The 26,845-nt window shown below is 57.7% G+C and carries 25 protein-coding genes; 14 read left to right on the top strand and 11 right to left on the bottom strand.

Annotated features, from left to right (window positions below; translation table 11 throughout):
- Nucleotides 1-12 precede the first annotated feature (12 nt).
- Nucleotides 13-3,063, bottom strand: a complete 3,051-nt coding sequence (gene fdnG, locus IM295_RS07930; protein WP_193066506.1) for a formate dehydrogenase-N subunit alpha — start codon at nt 3,061-3,063, stop codon at nt 13-15.
- Nucleotides 3,064-3,434: 371 nt separating this feature from the next.
- On the opposite strand from fdnG, the gene fdhD reads away from it, so the two are divergent.
- Nucleotides 3,435-4,271 (top strand): formate dehydrogenase accessory sulfurtransferase FdhD, encoded by an 837-nt coding sequence (gene fdhD / locus IM295_RS07925; RefSeq protein WP_193066505.1) that lies wholly within the window; start codon nt 3,435-3,437, stop codon nt 4,269-4,271.
- Between the two features lie 114 nt (nt 4,272-4,385).
- Nucleotides 4,386-4,598 carry a DUF1471 domain-containing protein gene (locus tag IM295_RS07920; RefSeq protein WP_028014869.1) on the top strand — a complete coding sequence of 71 codons (213 nt, stop codon included), beginning with the start codon at nt 4,386-4,388 and terminating at the stop codon, nt 4,596-4,598.
- 40 nt (nt 4,599-4,638) lie between these two features.
- Here the strand turns inward: IM295_RS07920 and IM295_RS07915 are convergent, their stop codons facing one another.
- Both IM295_RS07915 and IM295_RS07910 read right to left on the bottom strand, forming a co-directional pair.
- Nucleotides 4,639-4,962: an AzlD domain-containing protein gene (locus IM295_RS07915; protein ID WP_193066504.1), complete on the bottom strand. Its 324-nt coding sequence runs from the start codon at nt 4,960-4,962 to the stop codon at nt 4,639-4,641.
- On the bottom strand, nt 4,962-5,621 hold the full coding sequence (locus tag IM295_RS07910) for an AzlC family ABC transporter permease (protein ID WP_028014867.1): 660 nt from the start codon (nt 5,619-5,621) through the stop codon (nt 4,962-4,964). The genes IM295_RS07915 and IM295_RS07910 overlap by 1 nt, the downstream gene beginning before the upstream one ends.
- 103 nt (nt 5,622-5,724) lie before the next feature.
- Here IM295_RS07910 and IM295_RS07905 point away from each other — a divergent pair, with 103 nt between their 5' ends.
- The 4 genes from IM295_RS07905 to IM295_RS07890 all read left to right on the top strand — a co-directional run bounded on the left by IM295_RS07905 (nt 5,725) and on the right by IM295_RS07890 (nt 10,836).
- Entirely contained in the window at nt 5,725-6,273 is a 549-nt protein-coding gene (locus IM295_RS07905; RefSeq protein ID WP_193066503.1) for a helix-turn-helix domain-containing protein, read from the top strand.
- 17 nt (nt 6,274-6,290) lie between these two features.
- Nucleotides 6,291-7,286 carry a LacI family DNA-binding transcriptional regulator gene (locus IM295_RS07900; RefSeq protein WP_193066502.1) on the top strand — a complete coding sequence of 332 codons (996 nt, stop codon included), beginning with the start codon at nt 6,291-6,293 and terminating at the stop codon, nt 7,284-7,286.
- 104 nt (nt 7,287-7,390) lie between these two features.
- Nucleotides 7,391-9,514, top strand: coding sequence for an alpha-galactosidase (locus tag IM295_RS07895; protein WP_193066501.1), 2,124 nt, complete (start codon nt 7,391-7,393; stop codon nt 9,512-9,514).
- 44 nt (nt 9,515-9,558) lie between these two features.
- A complete protein-coding gene (locus tag IM295_RS07890; RefSeq protein ID WP_069733783.1) occupies nt 9,559-10,836 on the top strand; it encodes an MFS transporter in 1,278 nt (425 codons plus the stop codon).
- Here IM295_RS07890 and rhaM read toward each other — a convergent pair.
- From rhaM to rhaB, 5 genes are all read right to left on the bottom strand, one after another.
- A complete protein-coding gene (gene rhaM / locus IM295_RS07885) occupies nt 10,824-11,138 on the bottom strand; it encodes an L-rhamnose mutarotase (protein WP_047366790.1) in 315 nt (104 codons plus the stop codon). The genes IM295_RS07890 and rhaM overlap by 13 nt on opposite strands.
- Nucleotides 11,135-12,283, bottom strand: coding sequence for a lactaldehyde reductase (gene fucO, locus IM295_RS07880; RefSeq protein WP_126300700.1), 1,149 nt, complete (start codon nt 12,281-12,283; stop codon nt 11,135-11,137). Before fucO ends, rhaM begins: the two co-directional genes overlap by 4 nt.
- Nucleotides 12,284-12,313: 30 nt before the next feature.
- Nucleotides 12,314-13,144, bottom strand: coding sequence for a rhamnulose-1-phosphate aldolase (gene rhaD / locus IM295_RS07875; RefSeq protein WP_045260243.1), 831 nt, complete (start codon nt 13,142-13,144; stop codon nt 12,314-12,316).
- 96 nt (nt 13,145-13,240) lie between these two features.
- On the bottom strand, nt 13,241-14,500 hold the full coding sequence (gene rhaA, locus IM295_RS07870; RefSeq protein WP_192987483.1) for an L-rhamnose isomerase: 1,260 nt from the start codon (nt 14,498-14,500) through the stop codon (nt 13,241-13,243).
- Nucleotides 14,497-15,966: a rhamnulokinase gene (gene rhaB / locus IM295_RS07865; RefSeq protein WP_063155513.1), complete on the bottom strand. Its 1,470-nt coding sequence runs from the start codon at nt 15,964-15,966 to the stop codon at nt 14,497-14,499. The genes rhaA and rhaB overlap by 4 nt, the downstream gene beginning before the upstream one ends.
- Nucleotides 15,967-16,267: 301 nt before the next feature.
- On the opposite strand from rhaB, the gene rhaS reads away from it, so the two are divergent.
- Together rhaS and rhaR are read left to right on the top strand one after the other, a co-directional pair.
- Entirely contained in the window at nt 16,268-17,104 is an 837-nt protein-coding gene (gene rhaS / locus IM295_RS07860; protein WP_028014858.1) for an HTH-type transcriptional activator RhaS, read from the top strand.
- A 73-nt stretch (nt 17,105-17,177) separates the two neighbouring features.
- Nucleotides 17,178-18,026: an HTH-type transcriptional activator RhaR gene (gene rhaR / locus IM295_RS07855; RefSeq protein WP_028014857.1), complete on the top strand. Its 849-nt coding sequence runs from the start codon at nt 17,178-17,180 to the stop codon at nt 18,024-18,026.
- On the opposite strand, the gene rhaT is transcribed toward rhaR, so the two are convergent.
- Nucleotides 18,027-19,061, bottom strand: coding sequence for an L-rhamnose/proton symporter RhaT (gene rhaT / locus IM295_RS07850; RefSeq protein WP_193066500.1), 1,035 nt, complete (start codon nt 19,059-19,061; stop codon nt 18,027-18,029).
- Nucleotides 19,062-19,349: 288 nt separating this feature from the next.
- Between rhaT and sodA the strand changes: the two genes are divergently transcribed.
- Together sodA and yiiM are read left to right on the top strand one after the other, a co-directional pair.
- Nucleotides 19,350-19,970: a superoxide dismutase [Mn] gene (sodA, locus tag IM295_RS07845; RefSeq protein WP_003861999.1), complete on the top strand. Its 621-nt coding sequence runs from the start codon at nt 19,350-19,352 to the stop codon at nt 19,968-19,970.
- Nucleotides 19,971-20,041: 71 nt separating this feature from the next.
- Nucleotides 20,042-20,716 carry a 6-hydroxyaminopurine reductase gene (gene yiiM / locus IM295_RS07840; RefSeq protein WP_192987496.1) on the top strand — a complete coding sequence of 225 codons (675 nt, stop codon included), beginning with the start codon at nt 20,042-20,044 and terminating at the stop codon, nt 20,714-20,716.
- Between the two features lie 52 nt (nt 20,717-20,768).
- Here the strand turns inward: yiiM and cpxA are convergent, their stop codons facing one another.
- The gene (cpxA, locus tag IM295_RS07835; protein ID WP_003862003.1) at nt 20,769-22,142 is read right to left on the bottom strand and encodes an envelope stress sensor histidine kinase CpxA; all 1,374 of its coding nucleotides are present in this window, start codon (nt 22,140-22,142) and stop codon (nt 20,769-20,771) included.
- On the bottom strand, nt 22,139-22,837 hold the full coding sequence (cpxR, locus tag IM295_RS07830) for an envelope stress response regulator transcription factor CpxR (RefSeq protein ID WP_006179159.1): 699 nt from the start codon (nt 22,835-22,837) through the stop codon (nt 22,139-22,141). The genes cpxA and cpxR overlap by 4 nt, the downstream gene beginning before the upstream one ends.
- 150 nt (nt 22,838-22,987) lie before the next feature.
- On the opposite strand from cpxR, the gene cpxP reads away from it, so the two are divergent.
- The 4 genes from cpxP to IM295_RS07810 all read left to right on the top strand — a co-directional run bounded on the left by cpxP (nt 22,988) and on the right by IM295_RS07810 (nt 26,802).
- Nucleotides 22,988-23,494 carry a cell-envelope stress modulator CpxP gene (cpxP, locus tag IM295_RS07825; RefSeq protein WP_028014854.1) on the top strand — a complete coding sequence of 169 codons (507 nt, stop codon included), beginning with the start codon at nt 22,988-22,990 and terminating at the stop codon, nt 23,492-23,494.
- Nucleotides 23,495-23,647: 153 nt separating this feature from the next.
- Nucleotides 23,648-24,541: a CDF family cation-efflux transporter FieF gene (gene fieF, locus IM295_RS07820; protein WP_193066499.1), complete on the top strand. Its 894-nt coding sequence runs from the start codon at nt 23,648-23,650 to the stop codon at nt 24,539-24,541.
- 174 nt (nt 24,542-24,715) lie between these two features.
- Nucleotides 24,716-25,678, top strand: a complete 963-nt coding sequence (gene pfkA / locus IM295_RS07815; RefSeq protein WP_028014852.1) for a 6-phosphofructokinase — start codon at nt 24,716-24,718, stop codon at nt 25,676-25,678.
- A gap of 134 nt (nt 25,679-25,812) precedes the next feature.
- Complete coding sequence (locus IM295_RS07810) at nt 25,813-26,802, top strand: sulfate ABC transporter substrate-binding protein (protein ID WP_028014851.1); 990 nt, start codon at nt 25,813-25,815, stop codon at nt 26,800-26,802.
- Nucleotides 26,803-26,845 lie beyond the last annotated feature (43 nt).

The raw sequence follows: 26,845 nt of genomic DNA, 5'->3' as shown, positions 1-26,845 counted from the left end.
AAGTCGTCTCCGTTACACCTTTTCCACGTTCACGAGGAAGGCCTTAAACTCCGGCGTCTGCGTGTTCGCATCACCGACGAACGGCGTCAGGGTGTTCGCAATGAACCCTTTCTTCGCCACGCCCTCATAACCCCAGTGAATTGGGATGCCAATGGTATCCACCTGCTGACCGTGAACGTTCAGCGTGCGAATACGCTTGGTCACCACCGCCTTGGCCTTGATGTAGCCGCGGTTAGAGGAGACCTTCACGGTATCGCCATGGGCAATGCCGAGCTTGTTCGCCAGCTTCTCGCCGATCTCCACAAACTGTTCCGGCTGCGCGATGGCGTTAAGCAGCGCGTGCTTGGTCCAGTAGTGGAAGTGTTCGGTCAGACGGTAAGTGGTGCCCACGTACGGGAACTTGTCTTTTTTACCCAGCGCTTCAAAGTCGCCCTTGAAGATACGCGCTGCCGGGTTAGAGACCACGTTCGGGTGCAGCGGGTTGGTGCCCAGCGGCGTCTCAAACGGCTCGTAGTGTTCCGGGAACGGCCCTTCCGCCATCTTATCGATAGCAAACAGACGGCCCATCCCTTCAGGCTGCATGATAAACGGCCCAACGTCGCTGCCTGGTGCGGCAGTGCTGTAGTCCGGAATATCCACGCCGCCCCATTTCGCGCCGTCCCACTTCAGCAGCTGACGCTTCGGATCCCACAGGTTACCCTGCGGGTCAGCGGAGGCGCGGTTATAGAGGATGCGGCGGTTCAGCGGCCATGCCCATGCCCAGCCCAGCGTATTGCCGAGGCCCGACGGGTCGGCGTTGTCGCGGTTGGCCATCTGGTTGCCTTTCGGCGTCCAGCTACCGGCAAAGATCCAGCAGCCGCTGGAGGTGGTACCGTCATCGCGCAGGTGCGCGAAGGTGCTGAGCTGATCGCCTTTCTTCGCCAGAACCGCGCCGGTGACCGGGTCGATAACGTCCGCCAGCGCCTTACCGTTGCTCTCCATGGCCACTTCTTCCGGCGCAGGATTTTCCGGCGTCGAGTAGTTCCAGGTCATGTTCAGCACCGGCTCAGGGTTCGCGCCGCCTTCTGCCGCATACATCTTACGCAGGCGTAAGAAGATGCCGGCCAGGATCTCGCCGTCGTTCATGGCGATGCCCGGGGCGTCCGCGCCTTTCCAGTGCCACTGCAGCCAGCGGCCGGAGTTGACGATAGAACCGTTCTCTTCCGCGAAGCAGGTAGACGGCAGGCGGAACACTTCGGTCTGAATCTTCGACGGATCGACGTCGTTTGATTCGCCGTGGTTCTGCCAGAAGGTCGAGGTCTCGGTGTTGAGCGGGTCAATCGTCACCAGGAACTTCAGCTTCGAGAGGGATTCAACAACCTTGTTCTTGTTCGGGAACGACGCCACCGGGTTAAAGCCCTGGCAGATATAGCCGTTGACCTGGCCCTGGTGCATCATTTCGAAGTACTGGAGAACGTCGTAACCTTTGTCCCACTTCGGCAGCCAGTCAAAGCCCCAGCTGTTTTCCGCCGTCGCTTTGTCGCCGTAGAAAGCTTTCATCAGCGAGACGAAGAACTTCGGATAGTTGCCCCAGTAGTTTACCTGGCCTTCGAGCAGCGGTTTTGGCGTGCTGGCCGTCAGGTAGGTCTGCAGATCAGTCTGTTTCTCGCTTGGCAGGTTCATGTAACCCGTCAGGCTCTGAGACAGCAGGCCGAGGTCGGTCAAACCCTGGATGTTAGAGTGACCGCGCAGGGCGTTCACGCCGCCGCCTGCCATCCCCATGTTGCCGAGCAGCAGCTGCACCATTGCCATGGTACGGATGTTCTGGGCGCCGATGGAGTGTTGCGTCCAGCCGAGTGCATACAGGAACGACGCGGTTTTGTCCTTCGCGCTGGTCTCCGCGATCAGCTCGCAGACCTTCAGGAAGTCCGCCTTCGGCGTGCCGCAGATGTTCTCGACAACGTCCGGCGTGTAGCGGGAAACGTGCTCTTTCAGCAGGTTCCATACGCAGCGCGGGTGTTGCAGGGTGGTGTCGCGCTTCGCAAAGCCGTTTTCGTCCAGCTCGTAGTTCCAGCTGGTTTTGTCGTACTTGCGTTTTTCCGCGTCATAACCGCTGAATAGGCCATCTTCGAAGTGGTAATCCTCACGCACGATCAGGCTGGCGTTGGTATAGGCTTCGGTGTACTCGCGGTTATATTTTTCGTTGGTCATCAGGTACAGCAGTACGCCTGACAGGAAAGTGATGTCAGTACCTGAACGAATAGGGGTGTAGAAATCCGCCACTGACGCAGTACGCGTAAAGCGGGGATCGATCACAATCAGTTTCGCACCGTTGTGGATTTTGGCTTCCATCGCCCAGCGGAACCCGACAGGGTGCGCTTCAGCGGCGTTACCGCCCATCACCACAATGAGGTTGGCGTTCTTGATGTCGACCCAGTGGTTGGTCATCGCACCGCGACCAAATGTTGGAGCAAGACTTGCTACCGTTGGTCCGTGTCAGACGCGCGCCTGGTTGTCGACCGCGAGCATACCGAGTGCGCGCGTGAATTTCTGGGTTAAATAGCCGGTTTCGTTGCTGGAGGCAGAAGCACACAGCATCCCGGTGGAGAGCCAGCGGTTGACCGTGACGCCGTCGGCGTTCTTCTCAATAAAGTTGGCATCGCGGTCTTCTTTAATATGTTTTGCGATGCGGTCAAACGCCTCTTCCCAGCTGATTTGCTGCCATTTATCGGAGCCAGGTGCGCGATATTCCGGGAATTTCAGACGGCTTTCGGAGTGGATAAAGTCCACCAGACCGGCCCCTTTCGGGCACAGCGCGCCGCGGTTGACCGGATGGTCCGGGTCGCCTTCGATATGGAAAATAGACGCTTTGGCGTTTTTCGCACCGTCGCCGAGGCTATACATCAACAGCCCACAGCCGACGGAGCAGTACGTACAGGTGTTACGGGTTTCGCGGGTGCGCAGCAGTTTGTACTGCCGCGTTTCCGCCAGCGCTACGCCGGGCGCAAAGCCCAGTGCCGCCGCCGTGGTGCCTGCCATACCGCCAGCGCAGATCTTAAAGAACTGCCTTCTGCTGACCTGCATGGGTCACTCCTTGTTCGACATTGCTTATATATGTAGTTTTAACTTCGCGGTTGAGAATTGACCGCAAAGGAGAAAAATTTGCGTTAATCCCTCATTTCTCCGAGGGATATCATCAGAATACCACAATGTCGGTATACCTGTTCCAACGGCGTTAATACAAAGTGAACGTATTATCACTGTGTTGATTATAAAGTGTGACACTGATCACACTATAAGCTCTGCATGTTAAAGGGGTGTAGCGGGGGCCGGGTTGCACCTCTTCTTAATGAGTAGGACAATGAGTGTCGAAAAGTTGATCCATACTATGCGTAAGGCCTGCGGTTTATGCTGCAATAGCAGGCCTACTTCCGTGGTTGTTCAGGAATACCGCTGTGTCTAAACAAAACCGTGCTACCCGCTCATCGCCACTGCCTGCGGGCATTGTGGAAATGTCGGTACGCAGACCGCCCCACATTACCCATGCCACACCCGATTTTCTGGCTGAAGAAGTGCCCGTTGCCCTCGTTTACAACGGTATTTCGCACGTGGTGATGATGGCCTCACCCAAAGATCTCGAACTGTTCGCCATCGGTTTTTCCCTTTCGGAAGGCATCATTGCGCACCCGCAGGAGATCTACGGCATGGACGTGGTTCAGGCGTGTAACGGTCTTGAAGTGCAAATCGAACTCTCCAGCCGCCGCTTTATGGGGCTGAAAGAGCGCCGCCGCGCGCTGGCCGGGCGTACCGGGTGCGGTGTCTGTGGTGTTGAGCAGCTTAATGATATTGGCAAGCCCGTTGCGCCACTGCTGTTTACCCAGACCTTCAATCTGGCGCATCTCGACCGTGCGCTGGAAAATCTCAACGATGTTCAGCCCATCGGCCAACTGAGCGGCTGCACGCACGCGGCGGCGTGGGTATTGCCGTCAGGAGATATTGCTGGAGGGCATGAGGACGTGGGCCGCCACGTCGCGCTCGACAAGCTATTAGGCCGTCGTGCGGGGGAGAGCGATCTCTGGCAGCAGGGCGCGGCGCTTGTTTCCAGCCGCGCCAGCTATGAGATGGTGCAGAAGTCCGCGATGTGCGGCGTGGAAATTTTGTTTGCGGTGTCGGCGGCAACCACGCTGGCGGTGGAGGTGGCGGAGCGCTGCAATCTGACGCTGGTGGGGTTCTGCAAGCCGGGCAGGGCGACGATTTATACCCATCCGCAGCGGTTAATGGTTGATCAGTAATTTTGAACGATAATAGCAAATCCTTCCGCTTTTAGTTGTTCAGGATGAGGGCTAGTATTTATCTCATCAAGGCACGGTGCCTTACCTAAACAACTTAATGAAAGGGTTTATATCATGAAAAGCATCAAAACTTTTGTCGCTGTAATCGCTCTGGCTACTTCTTTCGGTTCTTTCGCTGCACAGACAGTGACCGCCTCTGCTTCCACCATTGATAGCGCAGAAGCGAAAATCGCGGCTCAGGCTCAGGAAGCGGGCGCGTCATCCTACAAAATTACCCAGGCGTTCACCGGTAACCGCGTACACATGACCGCTGAACTGAACAAATAATTTCGCTATACCGTCGAAAGAGCGCCCCTGGGGCGCTTTTTTAGTTTATACCCGCCAGACGCAGCAGCGCCGTCACCACCGCCGCCGCGACGATCACCACAATTAACGGCATTCTTCGCCATGCCAGAAACACCGCGAACCCCACGCCCAGCACGCGCGCCATGCCCGCAAAATGTTCCCCTTCATAAAACGTGGTCGCCAGCGCGACGGAGAACAGCAAAACGGTAGCCGCATCGGAAAGCAGCGCCTGCGATCGTTCAGAGAGAGCCAGCCGGTTGCCCAGCTTTGCCCCGCCGAGACGCATCAGGTAGGTTCCGGCAGAAAGAATGGCGATGCCGAGAATAAAAAACGTCATGTTTCCCATTATTTTTTCCTCGCAGCGAGACCGAGTAACGAGAGCAGAACCGGTAAACCCACCGGGGCAAACGGCACGGCAGCCAGTGATAGCGCGGCACCGCTGCAGGCGCGGATCAGCGTGGTACGGTTTTTAAACGCGGGTACCACTAACGCCAGCAGGATCGCCGGAAACACCGCGTCCAGCCCGATGGTCTCCGGGTCCGGCAGCAGTTTACCAACCATGGCACCCAGCAGCGCCCCCACCGGCCAGATAATCGCCACGCCTAAACCGCACAGCCAGTAGGCCGCTTTACGCTGCTCGGGCGTTTTTTGCGACAGGCCAAACACCACGCTTTCATCGTTCATGATGTGACAGCCGAGATAGCTCAAACCCCGTTTGCCCACCAGTTCACGCACCGTCACGCCAAACGGCACATGGCGCGCGTTGACCAGCAAACCGGCGGCCGCTGCCGCCAGCGGGTTACCTCCGCTTGCCACAATACCGATAAACATAAACTCGGATGCGCCCGCCAGCACCGTGAGGGAAAGCACAAACGGCACCCACAGCGGAAAACCGTAGGCCATCGCCAGGGAGCCGTAAGACATGCCGACCACGCCTACCGCGAGGCAGACCAAAATTATCGCTTTTATCGTGTCGCCTTTCAGGCAAGAGAGGGGATTCTTCATATCATTTTAGCCATATCGAACGTATTTCCATTATAATGAACGCATCAAAATCGTTTTACAAGATGAACGAATCGTTCGTTATAGAGAGACAGAGGCCGTTTTTATGACGCAGCCAATCAGCGTGATCGCCAAAAGCCTGGTGCGGGAACGCCTGCGAACCGGGTTGTCACTGGCGGAAATTGCCCGCCGTGCCGGGATCGCCAAATCTACGCTTTCTCAGCTGGAGTCTGGCAACGGCAATCCTAGCCTGGAAACGCTCTGGTCGCTTTGCGTGGCGCTGGATATTCCGTTTGCCCGGTTACTGGAGCCGCAGCAGCCCGTCACGCAGGTGATCCGCCTTGGCGAGGGCACCAAGGTGGTTGCCGGGCAGGCAAACTACGAGGCGATTTTGCTGGCGGCGTGTCCGCCGGGCGCGCGTCGTGATATCTATCTGCTGCTGACGCAGCCGGGCGCAGACCGTATTTCCCAGCCGCATCCGCCGGGGTCGGTTGAGCATATTATCGTGACCCAGGGGCGGGCGATGGTCGGCCTGATCGACGCGGCGGAAGAACTCGGCCCGGGCGATTACATTTGCTACCCTGCCGATCAGCCGCATATCTTTAAGGCGCTGGAGCCAGACACCCACGCCCTTCTGGTGGCGGAACAAAATTAACGAAGATACGGAAAATCATGTCGCTCAAAGCCATTGCTAAAGAACTGGGGCTGTCCGTCACTACCGTCAGCCGCGCCCTCAACGGGTATGACGATGTTTCTGCTGAGACGCGCGCCCGAGTGGAGGCGGAGGCCCAGCGCCGTGGTTACCGACCTAATACGTTTGCGCGCCGCCTGAAGATGGGCAAAATTGATGCCGTCGGCCTCGTTTTTCCCGTGCATCCTGTTCCGCTCAATAACAGCGTTTTTATGGACATGGTCGGCGAAATTAGCCACGAACTGGCGCGACATGAGATCGACCTGCTGCTCATCGCCGACGATGATCTGGCGGATAAGCACTGCTATATGCGCATGGTGCAAAGCCGCCGCGTGGATGCGCTGATTGTGGCCCACACGCTGGATCACGATCCGCGACTTGAAGAGCTGCAGGCCGTCGGATTCCCTTTTCTGGCGCTTGGCCGCAGCCAGCTACCGCAGCCGTACGCGTGGTTCGACTTCGACAACTATGCTGGCACGTACCAGGCCACCCGCTGGCTGATTGAGAAAGGCCATCAGCGCATCGCCCTGCTGGGCGAAAGCAATAATCAGGCATTCATCACCCAGCGGCGACAGGGCTACCTGGACGCGCTGCGGGAAGCCGGGTTCTCCAGCGAATGGCTGCGCGCTATGCCCCCTTCGCGCCGCGTGGGGTATGCCACCACGAAAGAACTTCTCTCCCTGCCGCAGCCCCCCACGGCCATCATTACCGACTGCAACACCCACGGCGACGGCGCGGCGATGGCGCTGGCGGAACTGGGCCGCCTGACAGGCGAGAACGCCGTTGCGCTGGTGGTTTATGACGGACTTCCGCAGGACAGCATCGTTGATGCTGACGTGGCGGCAGTGATCCAGTCCACTCGTCAGGGCGTCGGGAAACAGATTGCCGATATGGTGCGCCAGCTGATTAACGGCGACGACGTCGAACGGCTCCAGGTGCTCTGGCAGCCCGAATTCACCCCGGGCCAGACGGCCTAAACCGCGCAAATTTCCAAACCCGATCACAGATCCGAAACGTTTTGGTTTGTATCCGAAACGTTTCGGATCAACACTCAAGACATCCCGACGACAGGAGATGTCTGATGCAAGATGCCATTTTACGACTCGAAAGCACCACCGTTGATGTGGTGATAAAAACCCAACCGTTCGCCGAAATTCTCTACTGGGGGCCGCATCTTCAGCACTTTTCGCCGCAGAACGTCGCTACGCTGGTGCGGCCGGTGGCAAACGGCAGGCTGGATGTGGACTCCCCGGTAACGCTGATGGCCGAGCTGGGGCATGGGCTGTTTGGCTCGCCCGGTATTGAGGGGCATCGCCAGGGGCTGGACGGTTCCCCGGTGTTTAAAACCACGCAGGTGCAGCAGGACGTAAACACCCTGACGATAACCGCCGAAGATGAATGCGCGGGGCTGCGTCTGACCAGCGAGCTGACGCTGGAGGCTAGCGGCGTGCTGGTGGTGCGCCATGGGTTAACCAACCTGAAAGCGCTGGCGTGGCAGGTGGACCGATTCGCCGTCACGCTGCCGGTGGCCGAGCGCGCGCAGGAGGTAATGGCCTTTCACGGACGCTGGATCAGAGAATTTCAGCCGCACCGCGTCACGCTTGAACACGACAGCTTTATCATTGAAAACCGTCGGGGTAAAACGTCCCACGAACATTTCCCAGCGCTGATCGCCGGTACGCCATCGTTCAGCGAAATGCAGGGCGACGTCTGGGGCGTGCATCTGGGCTGGAGCGGCAACCACCGCCTGCGCGCCGAAGCGAAAACCGATGGTCGCCGTTATATACAGGCCGAAGCGCTCTACCTGCCGGGTGAAATGGCGATTGAAGAGGGCGAAACGCTCTGGACGCCGCGCCTGTATGCCAGTTATTCCCCGCACGGGCTGAACGGCATGAGCCAGCAGTTCCACCGCTACCTGCGCGACAGCATCATCCGCTTCCCGGAAAACAAACCACGCCCGGTACACCTCAATACCTGGGAGGGGATCTACTTCAGCCACGACCCGGAGTACATCATGCGCATGGCCGACGAGGCCGCCGCGCTGGGCGTGGAGCGCTTTATCATTGACGACGGCTGGTTCAAAGGCCGCAACGACGACCATGCCGCGCTGGGTGACTGGTACCTGGATGAGAAAAAATACCCGAACGGCCTGACGCCGGTAATCAGTCACGTTAAACGGCTCGGCATGGAGTTTGGCATCTGGATCGAGCCGGAGATGATTAACCCGGATTCCGATCTGTATCGCGCGCATCCTGACTGGGTGCTGGCGTTGCCGGGCTATCCCCAGGCGACCGGGCGGCACCAGCTGGTGCTCAATCTCAACATCCCGCAGGCCTTTGATTATCTCGTGGAGCGCATGAGCTGGCTGCTGGGCGAGCATGCGGTTGACTACGTGAAATGGGACATGAACCGCGAGCTGGTGCAGCCCGGGCACAACGGTAAAGCTGCCGCCGACGCGCAGACCCGCCAGTTTTACCGCCTGCTGGACGTGCTGGGCGAGCGTTTTCCGCACATTGAATTTGAATCCTGCTCCTCCGGCGGGGGGCGAATCGATTATGAAGTGCTGACCCGCAGCCATCGCTTCTGGGCGTCCGACAACAACGACGCGCTGGAGCGCAACACGATCCAGCGCGGCATGAGCTACTTCTTCCCGCCGGAGGTGATGGGGGCGCATATCGGTCATCATAAATGTCACGCCACCTTTCGTCAGCACAGCATCGCTTTCCGTGGGCTGACGGCGCTGTTTGGGCATATGGGGCTGGAGCTGGATCCGCTCACCGTCGATGCGCAGGAGCGTGAGGGCTATCGCCATTACGCCGCGCTGTATAAGCGGTGGCGTGAGGTGATTCATCACGGTACTCAGTGGCGCGTGGACATGCCGGATGCCACCACGCTGGCGCAGGGTATAGTGAGTGAAGACAAAGCGCAGGGGCTGTTTTTGGTCAGCCAGCTCGCGATGCCGGATTACACCCTGATGATGCCGCTGCGCATGCCGGGGCTAGACGCCAGCGCGCAGTACCGCATCACGCTGCTGGATCACCCGAACATTCAGATCACGGGCGAGGGCGGGCACACCATGCGCAAGCTGCCAGCGTGGATGGAAGCCCCGCAAACGGCAAGCGGCGAATGGCTGATGCGGGCGGGTATTGCGCTGCCGATTCTGGATCCGGAAACCGCCATTCTGATTGGCGTGGAACGCGTGTAAAGGTGACGGGCCGGGCAACCGGCCCTCCGTTGAGGATAAAAATAATGAACACAACAACCTGTACCCACAAAGACAACCCTAACTTCTGGATCTTCGGGCTGTTCTTCTTTCTCTACTTCTTCATCATGGCCACCTGCTTTCCGTTCCTGCCAATCTGGCTGTCGGACATCATCGGTCTGAACAAAACCCATACCGGGATTGTCTTCTCCTGCATCTCGCTGTCGGCCATTGCCTTCCAGCCGGTGCTGGGCGTCATTTCGGACAAGCTGGGGCTGAAAAAACACCTGCTGTGGATCATCTCGGTGCTGCTGTTTCTGTTTGCGCCGTTTTTCCTGTACGTCTTCGCGCCGCTGCTGAAAGCCAATATCTGGCTGGGCGCGCTGAGCGGCGGGCTGTATATCGGCTTTGTTTTTTCAGCCGGATCCGGGGCGATTGAGGCCTACATTGAACGCGTGAGCCGCAACAGCTTCTTTGAGTACGGTAAGGCGCGCATGTTTGGCTGCCTCGGCTGGGGGCTGTGCGCCTCAACGGGCGGCATCCTGTTCGGCATCGATCCGTCGTATGTTTTCTGGATGGGATCGGCGGCGGCGCTTTTGCTGATGCTGCTGCTGGTGGTCGCGAAACCGAAGCCCAACCAGACGGCGCAGGTGATGAACGCCCTGGGCGCGAACCAGCCGCAGATCACCGCTAAAACCGTGTTCAACCTGTTCCGCCAGCGCAGAATGTGGATGTTCATCCTGTACGTGATTGGCGTGGCCTGCGTGTATGACGTTTTCGACCAGCAGTTTGCCACCTTCTTTAAAACCTTCTTCGCCACGCCGCAGGAAGGGACCCGCGCCTTTGGTTTTGCCACCACGGCGGGGGAGATTTGTAACGCCATCATCATGTTCTGCTCGCCGTGGATCATTAACCGCATCGGCGCGAAGAACACGCTGCTGATCGCCGGGGTGATTATGGCGACGCGCATTATCGGCTCGTCGTTTGCCACCACCGCCGTGGAGGTCATCGCCCTCAAGATGCTGCACGCCCTGGAAGTCCCGTTCCTGCTGGTGGGGGCATTCAAATACATTACCGGAGTGTTTGATACGCGCCTGTCGGCCACCATCTATCTGATTGGTTTTCAGTTTGCCAAACAGTCGGCAGCGATTTTCCTCTCCGCCTTTGCCGGAAATATGTATGACCGGATCGGCTTTCAGGAGACGTATCTGATGCTGGGCTGTTTCGTGCTGGCGATTACGGTGGTGTCGGCGTTTACGCTGAGCAGCAGGCGGGAGATTGCTGCCACCACAGGGGCGGCAGCGTTAACGCATCACTCCAGGTAAAACACCTCTTTCAGCCCGGCGCTCACCGGGCTGTTATCCGGGTTCGACGGCATGACGTCAGCCATATATTTCCACCAGCGCTGGCACACGTCGGTATTCGCCACCGCGTTCCAGCGCTCCTCCGACTCAATCTCCACCGTCGCAAACAGCAGGTTGCGTGCTTTATCGAGATAAATGGCGTAGTGGTGTGCGCCGTGGGCTTTCAGCACCGCTGCAAGCTCGGGCCAGATCGGATTGTGGCGACGCGCGTACTCCTCGTGCGCGTCCGGGTTTATCTGCATCACAAACGCTTTGCGGATCATAATGCCTCCAGGTACAGCTCGCGGACTTCATCGCGGCTGGCGGTGCGTGGGTTACACGGCGCACACGGATCGGCGAGGGCTTTATCCAGCCAGCCTTCGATATCGGCTTTGGTGACGCCGAGCTGGCTGAAGCCTGACGGAATGCCGACGCGGGCGCTCAGGTCGCGAATCGCCTGAATGGCGGACATGCTGGCGACTTCATCGCTCATCCCGCGGGTATCGACGCCCATTGCCTGCGCCACGCGGGCAAAACGCGCGACCGCGTTCGGGCGGTTAAAGTTTTCGATGATCGGCAGCAGGATGGCGTTGCACACGCCATGCGGCAGGTTGTGCGTTGCGCCCGGTTGGTGCGCCAGAGCATGTACCAGCCCCAGCCCGGCGCTGTTAAACGCCATACCTGCCAGGTACTGACCAAACGCCATCTGCTCGCGCGCTTCCAGGTTATGACCGTCGTCGACCGCTTTCGGCAGCCAGAGGTTAATCAGGCGAATCGCCTCCAGCGCGTTGGCATCGGTCAGCGGGTGTGCGCCAACGGACACATAGGCTTCAATGGCGTGCGTTAACGCATCCATACCGGTTGCGGCGGTCACGGAGGCCGGAATATCAAGCATCACGCTGGCATCGTCCACGGCAATATCCGGGATGATGTTCGGGTCGATAATCACCTCTTTCACCTGACGCGCGGAGTCGATGATCACCGCGTTGCTGGTCATCTCTGCCGCGGTGCCTGCGGTAGTGTTGATCGCCACCAGCGGCACGCCTGCGTTTTTCACCTTGCCGACGCCGGAGTAATCGGTAGACGGGCCTGGATTAGCGGTGAGGATTTTAATCGCCTTGGCGGTATCAATCGGGCTGCCGCCGCCAAAGGCGATGATGTAATCACACTCCGCGTCCCGGTAAGCCGCAAATCCTTTTTGCACCAGCGCTTCCGTCGGGTTCGGAAACACCTCATCGAACAGATGATATGACATTTGATGGGCGTCCAGCGCGGTAAACAGGCTGTCGAGCAGGCCCAGTTTCACCAGTTGGCCGTCGGTGACAATCAGCGCTTTGCCCCACTGCCTGGTCGCCACCAGGGTGACCATATCGCCGATTGCACCCGCGCCATGCAGGCTAATTTTGGGAAGTGCCAACATAAAGCTCATGATAATTCTCCTTAACTATCGCCTGTGGCGTTACGCGTATAAATCCAGGGCCGACTGCATCGGGGTAACGCCAAAACGTTTGCCCAGCGCGATCAGCTCTTCCCGGGTGATGGTCTGCTTCATGCCGCCCATGGAATAGACCTTCACCAGCACTTCTGCGGATTTCTCGGCGGTGTCGATCAGGCCGAAGGTTTCATCCAGCGTCGGGCCGCTGCCGAATACGCCGTGGAACGGCCACAGCACCAGGGCGTGCTTTTGCATATCCGTCGCGGTCGCCTGACCGATTTCGTCGGTACCCGGCACCATCCACGGCAGAATACCGACACCGTCCGGGAAGACCACCAGACACTCGGTACTGCCTTCCCACAGCTTGCGGGTAAAGAAATCAGAATTATTTTCCAGCACGTAGGTCAGGGCGATCAGGTTAGTGGCGTGGCAGTGCATGATGACGCGGTCTTTGCCGTCAGTCGCCTTGATGCGTTCGCAGTGGGAGAGGAAGTGCGCTGGCAGCTCAGAGGTCGGCACCGCGTCGTCCGTTAGCCCCCACAGAATGTGGTAGCCCGCGCCGTCGCTATCTACCCTCACGACGCCGAGATTGGCTTCCGGGTCCAGCTGAACGTTACGGAAGAACTTGCCGGAACCGGTAACGATAAACGGCGTGTTGGCGAGCAGCGGCATCGGCTGGCTCAGGGCAATATAGCGTGGCTTCTGGTGAAAATCGGCGGCGTACGGCTCGATGTCCGCATCGTCCAGGCGCAGCGTGAGGTTGCCGCCGTTGCGCTCGTCCCAGCCCTTCAGCCAGGCGTCGGAGGTGGCTTTGATCATGCCCTGGACGAACCAGGAGGTGGTGATGGTCTGCATACAGTGTTTCCTTTGAAAATGCAGGGTGGCGTTACGCTTACCCGGCCTGCTTTTACCTGTAGGCCCGGCAAGCAACGCGCCGCCGGGCGATATTTTTTACTGACGAGCGGCGAGCACGTCTTTTTCATACGCCCGCACGTTGTCCAGCCACTGGCTGCCCGCAGGCGCATCGTGACGCTGGCAGTACATCTCCCATACCGCCTGCCACGGCAGGGATTTTTGCTCCTCCAGCAGCGCCAGACGCGCGGTGTAGTCGCCGTTTTCTTCAAGCTGTTTCAGCGCAGCAGTCGGCTCCAGCAGGGCGCGCAGCAGCGCTTTCTTCATGTTGCGGGTGCCGATTACCCACGCCGCGATGCGGTTGATGGAGGCGTCAAAGAAGTCGAGCCCGATGTGCACGCGGTCAAACAGATCGTGACGGACGATTTCGCTGGCAATCGCCTGGGTTTCGTCGTCCAGCAGGACCACGTGGTCGCTGTCCCAGCGCACCGGACGGCTGACGTGCAGCAGCAGGCGCGGCACGTAGAGCATGGCGGCGGAAATTTTGTCGGAGATAACTTCCGTTGGGTGGAAGTGGCCAGCATCCAGGCACAGCGCGGTCTGGCGGCTGGTGGCGTAACCCATGTAGAACTCGTTTGAGCCCACGGTGTAGCTTTCTGCGCCAATGCCGAACAGCTTGCTCTCCACCGCGTCGATATGGTGCGCCGGATCCAGCTTCTCGCTGATGGCTTCATCCAGCGCGGCCAGCAGGCGCTGGCGTGGCGCCAGACGGTCAACGGTGATGTCCTTCATGCCGTCCGGGATCCAGATATTCATCACCGACGGCGTGCCGAGCTGCTCGCCAAAATACGCGGAGACGCGGCGGCTGGCCTTCACGTGGTCGATCCAGAACTGCCGGATTTCGTCGTTGGCGTGTGCAAGGGTAAACCCGTCCGCGCTCAGCGGGTGCGAGAAGCAGGACGGGTTAAAATCCAGTCCCAGCCGGTTGGCCTTTGCCCACTCCACCCAGTTCTTAAAGTGTTCCGGTTTGATTTCGTTACGCGCGACCGGTGCGTCGGATTCGAGATAAATCGCGTGCAGGTTCAGCCGTTTTGGCCCCGGGATCAGGCTCAGCGCCAGCTCCAGATCCGCACGCAGTTCGGTGGCGTTGCGCGCTTTGCCCGGGTAGTTACCCGTTGCCTGAATGCCACCCGTCAGGGAACCGCCCGGATTCTCGAAGCCGGCGACGTCATCACCCTGCCAGCAGTGCATGGAGACGGGCAGACGGTCGAGCTGGCGCAGCGCCTCTTCGACATCCACGCCGACGGCGGCGAAACGCTGTTTAGCCAGGTCCCAGGCTTGTTCAAGTTGAGTGGTCATGCGCAAAGCTCCTTAGTCAGTCGTTTTTGCTGAAACTGCGCCCGGTAGCGGGCAATGTCATGGCAGGGATTGGGGGTGAAGGTGGTCAGGCTGTTATTCGCCGTCACCACCGAACGGAAATCGTCGACGTTTGATAGTTCGTCCAGCGTCATCAACTGAATGCCAATGTTGCCGAGCGTGGAAGCCTCTACGGGGCCTGCCACCACGGTAATGCCGCAGGCATCGGCGCAGAGCTGATTCAGCAGCTGGTTCTGGCAGCCGCCGCCCACGATGTGTAGCTGGCTGAACGGTTTACCGCGAAGGCTCGCCAGCTCGCTCAGGATGTCGGCATAGAGCAGGGCGAGGCTGTCAAAAATACAGCGCGCCAGCTCGGCGGGGCGGGAAGGTACCGGCTGCCCCGCGTCAAAACAGGCGGCCTGGATTTCGGCGCTCATGTGCACCGGGTTAATAAAGCGGTCGTCGTTCGGGTTAATCAGGAAGGTGCAGGCCTTCAGCTTTTCGGTTTCCGCAATAAGTGCGGGCAGGTCGGTGACGTTCTGCTCTTTCAGCACCCGCTGGAGCAGCCACAGGCCCATGATGTTCTTCAGCACGCGGTAGCGTCCTTCGGCACCGCCTTCGTTGGTGATATTGGCGGCCAGCGCGGCGTCGCTGGTGTAGGGCGTTTTGCTTTCAAAACCCATCAGCGACCAGGTGCCGGAGGAGAGGTAGGCCGCGTCTTTGCTGGCGAGCGGCGAGGCAATGACCGCGCTTGCGGTGTCGTGACTGGCGACGGCGACAACGGGAATTTCATTCCCCTGCGGGCAAATCCACTGGCCGATCACATTGCCCGGATGGGTTGGCGCGCCGAACCAGGACGGCGAGGCGCCCGTCCATGCCAGCAGGTGTTCATCCCAGTTATCGGTGTTGATATTGACCAGCTGCGTGGTGGTGGCGTTGGTGTATTCCCAGTTCATGTTGCCGGTCAGACGATAGCTTAAGTAGTCCGGGATCAGCAGCGCATGCGCCACCTTTTCAACCAGCTCTGGCTGTTGCTCCACCAGCGCGCGCAGCTGGTACAGCGTGTTAAACGGCAGAAACTGAATGCCGCTGCGACCATAGATGTTCTCTTTGCCAAGCTGCGCGATGGCGTGCGCCATCAGCCCATCGGTGCGGCTGTCGCGGTAGGAGACGGGCAGGCCAACGCGTTCGCCGTGACTGTCCAGCAGCACGTAATCCACGCCCCAGGTATCAATGCCGATACTGTCGATGCGGATACCGTCTTCGCAGACGTTGTGAAGTCCGGTGCGGATCTCCGCCTCCAGCGCATCGATATCCCAGGTCACAAAACCGTCCTGTTTTTGCAGACAATTGGCGAAACGGTGCATTTCGCGAAGCGTAAGGGTGTGCTGGTCACAGTCCCAGGTGGCGAGCATTACACGGCCGCTGGATGCGCCTAAATCGACAGCCACACAATGGCGAAAAGTCATGGTCGGGTCCTTTCTTAAGTCATTAGCGATGAGTGTAAGAAAGGGAAGAAATAGCCACCTTCTCTCCACTGACAGCCCAAATCTCGCGCTGGCAAGAAAGCAAAGGTGAACGTGAGGGAGTTCACAGTTTCCAGTAATGGCGGGGTTTGCTGGCAGTGTGACGCTGACCGCATTTCCCGATCTTTCCGCCTGTTTCTTGAAAAATCGGCAGCTTTTGCGCGGTTTACTGTCAAAAATTTAAGGTGAGCGTGGAGGGCCTTAATTACTATTTTGAGAACTTTTCTCATTGGTGGGGGCCGTTATGACCGTACTGCACAGCGTCGATTTTTTTCCTTCGGGGGCTTCTCCCGTCGCGATTGAGCCACGGCTTCCTCAGGCTGCGTTCCCGGAGCATCATCATGATTTTCATGAGATTGTGATTGTTGAGCACGGAACGGGCATCCACGTATTCAACGGTCAGCCGTATACCATCAGCGGCGGTACGGTGTGCTTCGTGCGTGACCACGACAGGCACCTGTATGAACATACCGACAACCTGTGTCTGACCAACGTACTCTATCGTTCCCCGGACGCGTTCCAGTTTCTCTCCGGGTTGAATCAGCTGTTGCCGCAGGAGAAGGACGGCCACTACCCGTCGCACTGGCGGGTGAATCAATCCACGTTACAGCAGGTGCGTCAGCTGGTGAGCCAGATGGAGCAGAGCGAGGACGGGCAGGAGACGCACGCGATTGCCACCCGCGAGCTGCTGTTTATGCAGCTGCTGGTGCTGCTGCGCCGCAGCAGCATGGTGGAAGGGATGGAAAATAACGACGCACGGCTGAACCAGCTCATGGCCTGGCTGGAAGATCATTTCGCTGAAGATGTCTGCTGGGAAACGCTGGCGGACGACTTTTCGCTCTCGCTGCGCACGCTGCATCGTCAGCTCAAGCAGCATACCGGGCTCACGCCGCAGCGTTACCTTAACCGTCTGCGCCTGATCAAAGCGCGTCATCTTTTACGGCATACCGACGAAAGCGTTACAGAAATTGCTTATCGCTGCGGTTTCGGCGACAGTAATCACTTTTCGACGCTATTTCGCCGGGAATTTAGCTGGTCGCCGCGCGATATTCGTCAGGGGAAAGACGCGTTGCTTCAGTAACGCGAGGGCAGTCACCGTTTTCAGGCCGCAAAAAAGCTAATAATGCCCGGTTATTCGCCGTAGAGGTTGTGGTGTGGCCGCTCAGTTGATTCTTCGCAAAGATGATTTTTTTGCCTCCGCGAGTCAGGCCGTCGCGGTGGCCGACCGTTACCCGCAAAATGTCTTTGCCGAGCACACCCATGAGTTCTGCGAGCTGGTGCTGGTGTGGCGCGGCAACGGCCTTCACGTCCTCAACGACCGGCCCTACCGCATCACGCGCGGGGATCTGTTTTACATTCGCGCCGAAGACAAACACGCCTACGCCTCGGTTAACGATCTGGTGTTGCAGAACGTCATCTACTGCCCTGACAGGCTTAAACTGAATGTCGACTGGGCGAGCAACATTCCGGGCATTCTGAATGCCGGAGGCGAACCGCACTGGCGCTTAAGCAGCAGCGGCATGGCTCAGGTGCGCCAGACGATTTCCCAACTGGAGCAGGAGAGCCAGAAGAGCGACCCGGTGGCAAACCAGATGTCGGAGCTGCTTTTCGCCCAGCTGGTGATGACCCTGAAGCGCCATCGTTACGCCACGGATAATCCCTCCGCCACCACGCAGGAAGCGCTGCTGGATAAGCTGATCGCCCGGCTTGCGGGCAGTCTGAACAAGAGTTTCGTACTGGAAAAATTCTGCGAGCAGGAGCAGTGCAGCGAGCGCGCGCTGCGCCAGCAGTTCCGCACCCAGACGGGAATGACGATAAACCATTACCTGCGCCAGCTGCGCATCTGCCACGCCCAGTATCTGTTACAGCATACGGAGCTGATGGTCAGTGAAGTGGCGATGCGCTGCGGCTTTGAGGACAGTAACTACTTTTCGGTGGTGTTTAACCGTGAGGTGGGGATGACGCCGGTTCAGTGGCGTCATCGCAGTCGAAAAGCAGCGTAATCAGTTCGCCATGCCGAGGCCGACGATATTGGCCGCAATGATAATCACCACGCAGCCCAGGCTCAGTACGCCAACCGGACGACGTCCGGCGTTGTTCCACTCCTTCAGCACCAGCCCAACCAGACCGCCGCACAGCACGTAGAAGCTCATGTGCAGCATCCAGCTTATGTAGTCGTACTGCGGCGGAATGCTGGCGTGGCCCCAGGCGTAGAAGAAGAATTGCAGATACCACATCAGGCCGCCGAGCGCGGAGAGCAGAACGTTGGTAAGGATCAGCGGTTTTGCCAGCGAGAAGTCGGCTTTTACCGACAGGTTATTCACTTTTGCCAGACGAATGAAGCAGAAGCCGAGGTTTACCAGCGCGCCGCCGCCCATGATCACCACGTAGCTTGGCAGGGCAACATACAGCGGGTCAACGCCCAGCGCCGCAGCGGCGTCGTGCATCGGTTTGGCGGCGTTCATGGCGAACGACATGCCCGCCGAGAAGACCCCGCACATCACTGCCAGCAGCAGCCCTTTCTTCAGGTTGAACTCTTCGGCTCTGATGCCCATCTTGCGTTCTTTTAGCTGGCCTGCGCGAGTGACGATCCCCACGCCGATCACCGCCACCAGCACGCCCAGCAGCGTCATTCGCCCGCCCTGGGTGTTGATCAGCACGTCGAAATGGCCGTTAAGAATGGGCGTCATCAGCGTGCCGACGATCAGCGTAATGCCAATCGCGATGCCGATACCCATCGACATCCCGAGGTAGCGCATGGTCAGGCCGTAGTTGGTGTTGCCGATGCCCCACATCGCGCCGAACAGGAATACCGGCAGCAGGGTGGAGGCGTTGAAGGAGGAGAAGTAGCCCCAGAAATCGGGCAGCAGCATGGCGCTGATTGTCCACGGCAAAATCAGCCAGGACACGGTACCGCCAACGGACCACATGGTTTCCCACGACCAGCCTTTCACCTTTTTGAACGGGGCATAGAAACAGGCTGCACTGGCTGCGCCTATTAAATGCCAGAAGATACCCATCGTAATCGCATGATTCATTTTTACGTCCTCATCGTTTTTATAGCCGGAGGCTTCCCCCCGACTTGATGAGTGTAAAAATTAGGCTGTTCAGGAACCTTCAGAAGGTTGCCGCACTTTTGTTTTGAATGGCAATCAGCACGTTAAGCGCGTGAGCAGACTCACAATTCCTTTATTTCTCAAAAACCGAATAACCATATAAAAACTACGGCATTGATAATCATTTTCAATATCATTTAATTAACTATAATGAACCAACTGCTTACGCGGCATTAACAGCTGTGCCGCCCGACAATAATGGAGAGGATTATGAGTTATACACTGCCATCCCTGCCGTATGCCTACGACGCACTGGAACCGCATTTCGACAAGCAGACGATGGAAATCCATCACACTAAACACCACCAGACCTACGTGAACAACGCGAATGCTGCGCTGGAAAGCCTGCCAGAGTTCGCTAATCTGCCTGTTGAAGAGCTGATCACCAAGCTGGACCAGCTGCCAGCAGACAAGAAAACCGTACTGCGTAACAACGCGGGCGGTCACGCTAACCACAGCCTGTTCTGGAAAGGCCTGAAAACCGGCACCACCCTGCAGGGCGACCTGAAAGCGGCTATCGAGCGCGACTTCGGTTCCGTAGACAACTTCAAAGCGGAATTCGAAAAAGCCGCTGCAACCCGCTTCGGCTCTGGCTGGGCGTGGCTGGTTCTGAAAGGTGACAAGCTGGCAGTGGTTTCTACTGCTAACCAGGACTCCCCGCTGATGGGTGAAGCGATCTCTGGCGCATCCGGTTTCCCAATCCTGGGTCTGGACGTGTGGGAACACGCTTACTACCTGAAGTTCCAGAACCGTCGCCCTGACTACATCAAAGCGTTCTGGGATGTCGTGAACTGGGACGAAGCAGCAGCGCGTTTCGCCGCTAAAAAATAAGGTTGCATTGACGCCTGTGAGAAGCGAGTCTGATGACTCGCTTTTTTTGTATCTGCGTAATGGAGGCAGCGATGCATTACCCGGTGAACGTGTTTACAGGCAAGGTAAGGGAGTACGACGGCAGCCGCCCGAGCGCCATCGCCAAAGTGCAGGTCGACGGTGAGCTGTCGCTGACCGAGCTCGGGCTTGTGGGCGACCAGCAGGCCGAAAAGAAAATCCACGGCGGGCCCGATCGCGCGCTGTGCCACTATCCGCGCGAGCACTATCAGCACTGGAAAACCGAATTTCCTGAGCAGGCGGACCTCTTCGTCGCGCCCGCGTTTGGCGAAAATCTCTCAACGGAAGGGCTGACGGAAAAGAACGTCTTTATTGGCGATATTTACCGCTGGGGCGATGCCCTGATTCAGGTCACCCAGCCGCGCTCGCCGTGCTTTAAGCTCAACTACCATTTCGGTATTCAGGATATGTCGGCCCAGCTGCAAAACGCGGGTAAAACCGGCTGGCTGTATCGCGTTGTGCAGGCGGGACAGGTTTCGGCGGACGCGCCGCTTGAGCTCGCGTCGCGCCTGAGTGAGGTGTCGGTGTACGACGCCTGCGCGATTGCCTGGCATATGCCTTTTGACGATGAACAGTATCATCGCCTGCTGTCGGCGGCGGGGTTGTCTACCAGTTGGACCAGAACGATGCAAAAGCGGCGTTTAAGCGGGAAGATCGAGAGTAGTTCGCGGAGATTGTGGGGGAAATAGGTTCCGTAGAAAGTAGGCCGGGTAAGGCGAAGCCGCCACCCGGCACATACCGTTACGAACGCTTATACAGCGGTAGCCACAGCGTTAACCGCAGCCCGCCCAGCGGGCTGTCGTCGGCTTTCACCCAGCCGCGGTGCTGCTGCATGGCGGTTTCTACAATCGCCAGCCCCAGCCCCGTGCCGCCAGATTCGCGGTCGCGCGCTTCGTCGGTGCGGTAGAACGGACGGAAAATCTGCTCGCGATCTTCCGGGCTGACGCCTGGACCATCGTCATCGACAATGACGGTGATCCCGTCTTTATCCACCGAGAACGCCACCTCAATCTTCGTGTGCGAGTAGCGCAGGGCGTTACGCACGATATTCTCCAGCGCGCTTTCCAGCGCGTTGGGGTTACCGTACAGCGGCCACGGGCCCGGCGGGAAGTTGACGGTGAACGATTTACCCATCTGCTCCGCTTCGAACGCCGCGTTGTCCAGCACCTCGTGCCACAGGTGATTGGCTTTCACCGTTTCGCTCACCAGCGCGTTTTTCTGCTGGTTGCGCGACATCACCAGCAGATCGTTGATCATGCTGTCCAGACGGTGCGCTTCCGTTTCAATACGCTCCAGCTCTTTGCTTTCCCCGCTGCGGCGACGCAGCAGGGCGGTGCCCAGCTGTAAGCGCGTGAGCGGCGTACGCAGCTCGTGTGAAATGTCCGACAGCAGGCGTTGCTGGGCCGTCATCATCCGATCAAGCGCGCTGACCATCTGGTTAAAACTGGTGCCGGCGGCCAGAAACTCCTGCGGCCCGGATTCCAGCTCCGGATGCTGCCTGAGATTGCCTTGTGCCACTTCGTCCGCCGCGTTTTTCAGCTTACGCGCCGGTTTCGCCAGGCTCCACGCCAGCCATAACAGCAGCGGGGAACTGACCAGCATCGTGACGATCAGCAGCAGAAGCGGACGGTCAAACAGCAGGTTGATGAAGTCGGACTGGGAACTGCTCGCAGGGCGAATCAGGTAGAGCTGGTAGTTATCTTCCCCATCCCGTACCGAGAAAGGGCCGACCATCTCTACCCGACCATATTTCTTTTTCTGTGGGTGATCGGCGTTATCCGCCTGGCCAATAAAGTTGCGGATGATCTGCATTTCATTGCGATCGGCGCCAATCACGCGGCCTTCGCTGGTAACCAGCAAAAGACGTTGTCCTGGCGGCGCCCACTTGTCGATAGCGCGAAACAGCCTGCGCCACCACATTAAATCGTTCGGCGGATCGTTTGCCAGCTCCGCTTCCACGTGCTGCTCGATCATCACGCCCTGACGTTGCTCGCTGTCGAGCAGCTCCGTCATCTGGCGTGAGTCGAGTTTTGGCAACATCAAAACGAGCATTAAAACCAGTGCCAGCGTCAGCCAGAAGATGGCGAAGATGCGGGCGGTTAAGCTGCCTATCATGAAGCAGAAACCATCAGATAACCGCGACCACGCAGGGTTTTAAACCATGGGTGACCGTCTTTACGCTCCGGCAGCTTGCGGCGCAGGTTAGAGATGTGCATGTCGATGGCGCGGTCAAACGGCGTGAGGCGTTTGCCCAGCACTTCCTGGCTTAAATGTTCACGCGATACCACCTGGCCAAGATGTTGCGCCAGTAGATACAGCAGGGTGAACTCGGTGCCAGTAAGCTCCAGCGTCTGGCCGTCGAAGCTTGCTTCCTGACGGCCCGGGTTCAGGCTCAGGGAGTCCACTTCCAGCGTTGGCGAGCTGTTGTCGGTATTCTGCTGCTGCTCGCTCCAGTGGGAACGGCGCAGGATCGCGCGAATACGGGCCACCAGTTCACGGTCGTTGAACGGCTTCGGTAAATAGTCATCCGCACCCAGCTCAAGGCCGAGAACGCGGTCAAGCTCGCTGCCGCGGGCGGTCAGCATGATAACGGGGGTCTGGTGTGTCTGGCGAAGCTCTTTCAGCGTATCAATACCGTTTTTCTTTGGCATCATTACGTCGAGCAAAAGTAGATCGATGCTGTCGTCAAGGAGACTCAGCGCCTGCTCGCCATCATGGGCAACCAGGACGTTGAAACCTTCCATGTCGAGCAACTCCTTTAAAAGGGATGTGAGCTCTCGGTCATCGTCAACTAACAGGATTTTATTCATTGTTTAAATACCTCCGAGGCAGAAATTACGACATCAAGGCTATCTAATCCATGACTTTACGTTGTTTTACACCCCCTGACGCATGTTTGCAGCCTGAATCGTAGACTGTCTCTCGTTGAATCGCGACACGAAAGATTTTGGGAGCAAGTGATGCGCAAAGTTACCGCTGCCGTCATGGCCTCAACGCTGGCGTTCAGTGCGTTTAGCCAGGCTGCTGTAGCTATCATCGGCGATAACGGTTCCTCGCAAGAGGGCGCAACGCAGCACAGCAGCCAAAGCCATATGTTTGACGGCATAAGTTTAACCGAACATCAGCGTCAACAGATGCGAGATCTGATGCAGAGGGCACGACACGACCAGCCCCCTGTTAATGTTAGCGAAATGGAGACAATGCATCGCCTTGTCACCGCAGAAAATTTTGACGAAAGCGCTGTTCGCGCTCAGGCCGAAAAAATGGCACAGGAACAGGTTGCCCGCCAGGTAGAAATGGCGAAGGTCCGCAACCAGATGTTCCACCTGCTAACGCCCGAGCAGCAAGCGGTTTTGAATGCCAAACATCAGCAGCGTATGGACCAGCTGCGTGAGGTTGCACGGATGCAGCGAAGCTCAGAAGCGACGTTTTTCAGTAGCAATAGCAGTACCCGTAGTAACCAGTAAACCCTGTTTTCCTTGCCATAGACACCATCCCTGTCTTCCCCCACATGATGTGGGGGTTTTTTTTGCCCCGCATTCTGATTTGTTAACCGTTTATTCATCCTTTGCCTCCCCATGCTTCCGTTATACTAGCGGCATGACATGACAGGAGCGTTTATGAATCAATCCTATGGAAGGCTGGTAAGCCGGGCCGCCATTGCGGCGACCGTCATGGCCTCTGGCCTGCTGCTGATCAAAATCTTTGCCTGGTGGTATACCGGCTCGGTCAGTATTCTGGCGGCGCTGGTGGATTCACTGGTCGATATCGCCGCCTCGCTGACCAATCTTCTGGTGGTGCGCTACTCGCTGCAGCCGGCGGATGAAGAGCACACGTTTGGGCACGGTAAGGCGGAATCGCTCGCGGCGCTGGCGCAAAGTATGTTCATTTCTGGCTCTGCACTGTTCCTGTTTTTGACCGGTATCCAGCATCTGGTTTCACCTTCACCGATGAACAATCCCGGTGTCGGCGTGGTCGTCACGGTCATTGCACTTATAAGCACACTTGTTCTGGTAACGTTCCAGCGCTGGGTCGTTCGCAAAACGCAAAGTCAGGCCGTACGGGCGGATATGCTTCATTATCAATCTGATGTTATGATGAATGGGGCTATTCTTATTGCGCTCGGTCTGGCCTGGTATGGCTGGCATCGGGCCGATGCGTTGTTTGCGTTAGGGATTGGTATCTATATTTTATATAGCGCCCTGCGGATGGGGTATGACGCGGTGCAATCACTGCTCGATCGCGCTCTTCCGGACTCAGAACGTAACGAAATTTTTTCTATCGTGACCTCCTGGCCCGGCGTCAGCGGTGCACACGATCTTCGAACGCGGCAGTCAGGGCCGACCCGCTTTATTCAGATTCATATTGAAATGGAAGACAACCTGCCACTGGTACAGGCTCACGTTATTGCTGAGCAGGTCGAGCAGGCGATTTTGCAGCGTTTTCCTGGTTCAGACGTCATCATTCACCAGGATCCCTGCTCGGTTGTACCCGGATATGTTGGGCTTTCGTAATTCGTTGTAAAAAAGTGAGCCAGGCCAGCATTTTGTGTATAAATTACCGCCATTTGGTCTGACCTGAATCAATTCAGCCAGAAGGGATTGATATACTATTTGCAGTATTCGTTGGTCGATAAGTTTCTTCCGGTAACAGATTTCAATTTTGCATTCCTAAGTTCAGAGGTAGTCATGATTAAGAAAATCGGTGTGTTGACAAGCGGCGGTGATGCGCCGGGCATGAACGCGGCAATTCGTGGGGTTGTCCGTGCAGCGCTGACGGAAGGTCTGGAAGTTTTTGGTATCTATGATGGTTACCTGGGTCTGTATGAAGACCGTATGGTTCAGCTCGACCGCTACAGCGTGTCTGACATGATCAACCGTGGCGGTACCTTCCTTGGGTCTGCGCGCTTCCCGGAATTCCGTGACGAACACATCCGTGAAGTGGCTATCGAGAACATGAAAAAGCGTGGTCTGGACGCGCTGGTCGTTATCGGCGGTGACGGCTCGTACATGGGTGCAAAACGTCTGACCGAAATGGGCTTCCCGTGCATCGGCCTGCCGGGCACCATCGACAACGACATCAAAGGCACTGACTACACCATCGGTTACTTCACCGCGCTGGGCACCGTTGTGGAAGCCATTGACCGCCTGCGTGACACCTCTTCTTCTCACCAGCGTATCTCTATCGTTGAAGTGATGGGCCGTTACTGCGGTGACCTGACCCTGGCAGCGGCTATCGCCGGTGGTTGTGAGTTTGTGGTGGTTCCTGAAGTGGAATTCAGCCGCGAAGATCTGGTTGCTGAAATCAAAGCCGGTATCGCGAAAGGTAAGAAACACGCGATTGTGGCTATCACCGAGCACATCTGTGACGTTGACGAGCTGGCGAAGTACATCGAAACCGAAACCAAACGCGAAACCCGCGCGACCGTTCTGGGCCACATCCAGCGCGGCGGTTCCCCTGGCCCGTACGACCGTATTCTGGCGTCCCGCATGGGCGCGTACGCTATCGAGCTGCTGCTGCAGGGCCACGGCGGCCGCTGCGTCGGTATTCAGAACGAACAGCTGGTGCACCATGACATCATCGACGCCATTGAAAACATGAAGCGTCCGTTCAAAGGTGACTGGCTGGACTGCGCGAAAAAACTGTACTGATCCTTCGAGCCCTCTTCTTTCTGAAGAGGGCTTTTATTCCTCCACGTTATAGCCAATCTTTTTTTATTCTTTAATCATCGATTCGCTTTCTGGCACGCTGCATTCATCAAAACACTACACAAGAGAGCTGGGCGATGAATAAATGGGGCGTGGGGTTAACGTTATTGCTGGCATCGACCAGCGTGCTGGCAAAGGACATTCAACTTCTCAACGTGTCGTACGATCCGACGCGTGAGCTGTACGATCAATACAACAAAGCCTTCGCGGCGCACTGGAAGCAGGAAACCGGCGATAACGTGGTGGTTCGCCAGTCGCACGGTGGCTCTGGTAAGCAGGCGACATCGGTGATTAACGGTATTGAAGCCGACGTGGTTACCCTGGCGCTGGCCTATGATGTCGACGCTATCGCCGAGCGTGGCCGTATCGACAAAAACTGGATCAAACGCCTGCCGGACAACTCCGCGCCATACACCTCGACCATCGTCTTCCTGGTGCGTAAAGGCAACCCGAAACAGATTAAGGACTGGAACGACCTGATCAAACCGGGCGTTTCTGTGATTACCCCGAACCCGAAAAGCTCCGGCGGGGCACGCTGGAACTACCTGGCGGCCTGGGGCTACGCGCTGCACCACAACAACGGTGACCAGGCTAAAGCCCAGGAGTTCGTCAAATCCCTGTACAAAAACGTTGAAGTGCTGGACTCCGGCGCGCGCGGTGCCACTAACACCTTCGTCGAGCGAGGAATTGGCGACGTGCTTATTGCCTGGGAAAACGAAGCCCTGCTGGCGACCCACGAACTGGGTAAAGACAAGTTTGAGATCGTGACTCCGAGCGAATCCATCCTCGCCGAGCCGACCGTTTCCGTGGTCGATAAGGTCGTTGATAAGAAAGGCACCAAAGCGGTGGCGGAAGCCTACCTGAAATATCTCTACTCGCCGGAAGGCCAGGAAATCGCGGCGAAGAACTTCTATCGTCCACGCGATGCGGCTGTCGCGAAGAAATACGACAGCGAATTCCCGAAACTGAAGCTCTTCACCATTGATGATGTGTTCGGCGGCTGGACGAAAGCGCAGAAAGAGCACTTCTCTAATGGCGGCACCTTCGACCAGATTAGCCAGCGCTAACGGTTAGCAAACGACACGGCGACCCGGTGTGAGAAATCCACCG

Source organism: Enterobacter cloacae complex sp. P14RS (genome assembly GCF_014895895.1).
GTDB classification, from domain to species: domain Bacteria; phylum Pseudomonadota; class Gammaproteobacteria; order Enterobacterales; family Enterobacteriaceae; genus Enterobacter; species Enterobacter bugandensis.
The sequence above is the reverse complement of the archived record's forward strand: the minus strand, read 5'-3'. Positions and strand labels throughout refer to the sequence as shown.

Bases quoted from the DNA above. Each gene is read 5' to 3' on its own strand.
- IM295_RS07920 (WP_028014869.1), top strand. From the start codon at position 4,386: ATGAAAAGCATCAAAACTTTTGTCGCTGTAATCGCTCTGGCTACTTCT.
- IM295_RS07915 (WP_193066504.1), bottom strand. From the start codon at position 4,962: ATGGGAAACATGACGTTTTTTATTCTCGGCATCGCCATTCTTTCTGCC.
- IM295_RS07910 (WP_028014867.1), bottom strand. From the start codon at position 5,621: ATGAAGAATCCCCTCTCTTGCCTGAAAGGCGACACGATAAAAGCGATA.
- IM295_RS07905 (WP_193066503.1), top strand. From the start codon at position 5,725: ATGACGCAGCCAATCAGCGTGATCGCCAAAAGCCTGGTGCGGGAACGC.
- IM295_RS07900 (WP_193066502.1), top strand. From the start codon at position 6,291: ATGTCGCTCAAAGCCATTGCTAAAGAACTGGGGCTGTCCGTCACTACC.
- IM295_RS07895 (WP_193066501.1), top strand. From the start codon at position 7,391: ATGCAAGATGCCATTTTACGACTCGAAAGCACCACCGTTGATGTGGTG.
- IM295_RS07890 (WP_069733783.1), top strand. From the start codon at position 9,559: ATGAACACAACAACCTGTACCCACAAAGACAACCCTAACTTCTGGATC.
- rhaM (WP_047366790.1), bottom strand. From the start codon at position 11,138: ATGATCCGCAAAGCGTTTGTGATGCAGATAAACCCGGACGCGCACGAG.
- fucO (WP_126300700.1), bottom strand. From the start codon at position 12,283: ATGAGCTTTATGTTGGCACTTCCCAAAATTAGCCTGCATGGCGCGGGT.
- rhaD (WP_045260243.1), bottom strand. From the start codon at position 13,144: ATGCAGACCATCACCACCTCCTGGTTCGTCCAGGGCATGATCAAAGCC.
- rhaA (WP_192987483.1), bottom strand. From the start codon at position 14,500: ATGACCACTCAACTTGAACAAGCCTGGGACCTGGCTAAACAGCGTTTC.
- rhaB (WP_063155513.1), bottom strand. From the start codon at position 15,966: ATGACTTTTCGCCATTGTGTGGCTGTCGATTTAGGCGCATCCAGCGGC.
- rhaS (WP_028014858.1), top strand. From the start codon at position 16,268: ATGACCGTACTGCACAGCGTCGATTTTTTTCCTTCGGGGGCTTCTCCC.
- rhaT (WP_193066500.1), bottom strand. From the start codon at position 19,061: ATGAATCATGCGATTACGATGGGTATCTTCTGGCATTTAATAGGCGCA.
- sodA (WP_003861999.1), top strand. From the start codon at position 19,350: ATGAGTTATACACTGCCATCCCTGCCGTATGCCTACGACGCACTGGAA.
- yiiM (WP_192987496.1), top strand. From the start codon at position 20,042: ATGCATTACCCGGTGAACGTGTTTACAGGCAAGGTAAGGGAGTACGAC.
- cpxA (WP_003862003.1), bottom strand. From the start codon at position 22,142: ATGATAGGCAGCTTAACCGCCCGCATCTTCGCCATCTTCTGGCTGACG.
- cpxR (WP_006179159.1), bottom strand. From the start codon at position 22,837: ATGAATAAAATCCTGTTAGTTGACGATGACCGAGAGCTCACATCCCTT.
- cpxP (WP_028014854.1), top strand. From the start codon at position 22,988: ATGCGCAAAGTTACCGCTGCCGTCATGGCCTCAACGCTGGCGTTCAGT.
- fieF (WP_193066499.1), top strand. From the start codon at position 23,648: ATGAATCAATCCTATGGAAGGCTGGTAAGCCGGGCCGCCATTGCGGCG.
- pfkA (WP_028014852.1), top strand. From the start codon at position 24,716: ATGATTAAGAAAATCGGTGTGTTGACAAGCGGCGGTGATGCGCCGGGC.
- IM295_RS07810 (WP_028014851.1), top strand. From the start codon at position 25,813: ATGAATAAATGGGGCGTGGGGTTAACGTTATTGCTGGCATCGACCAGC.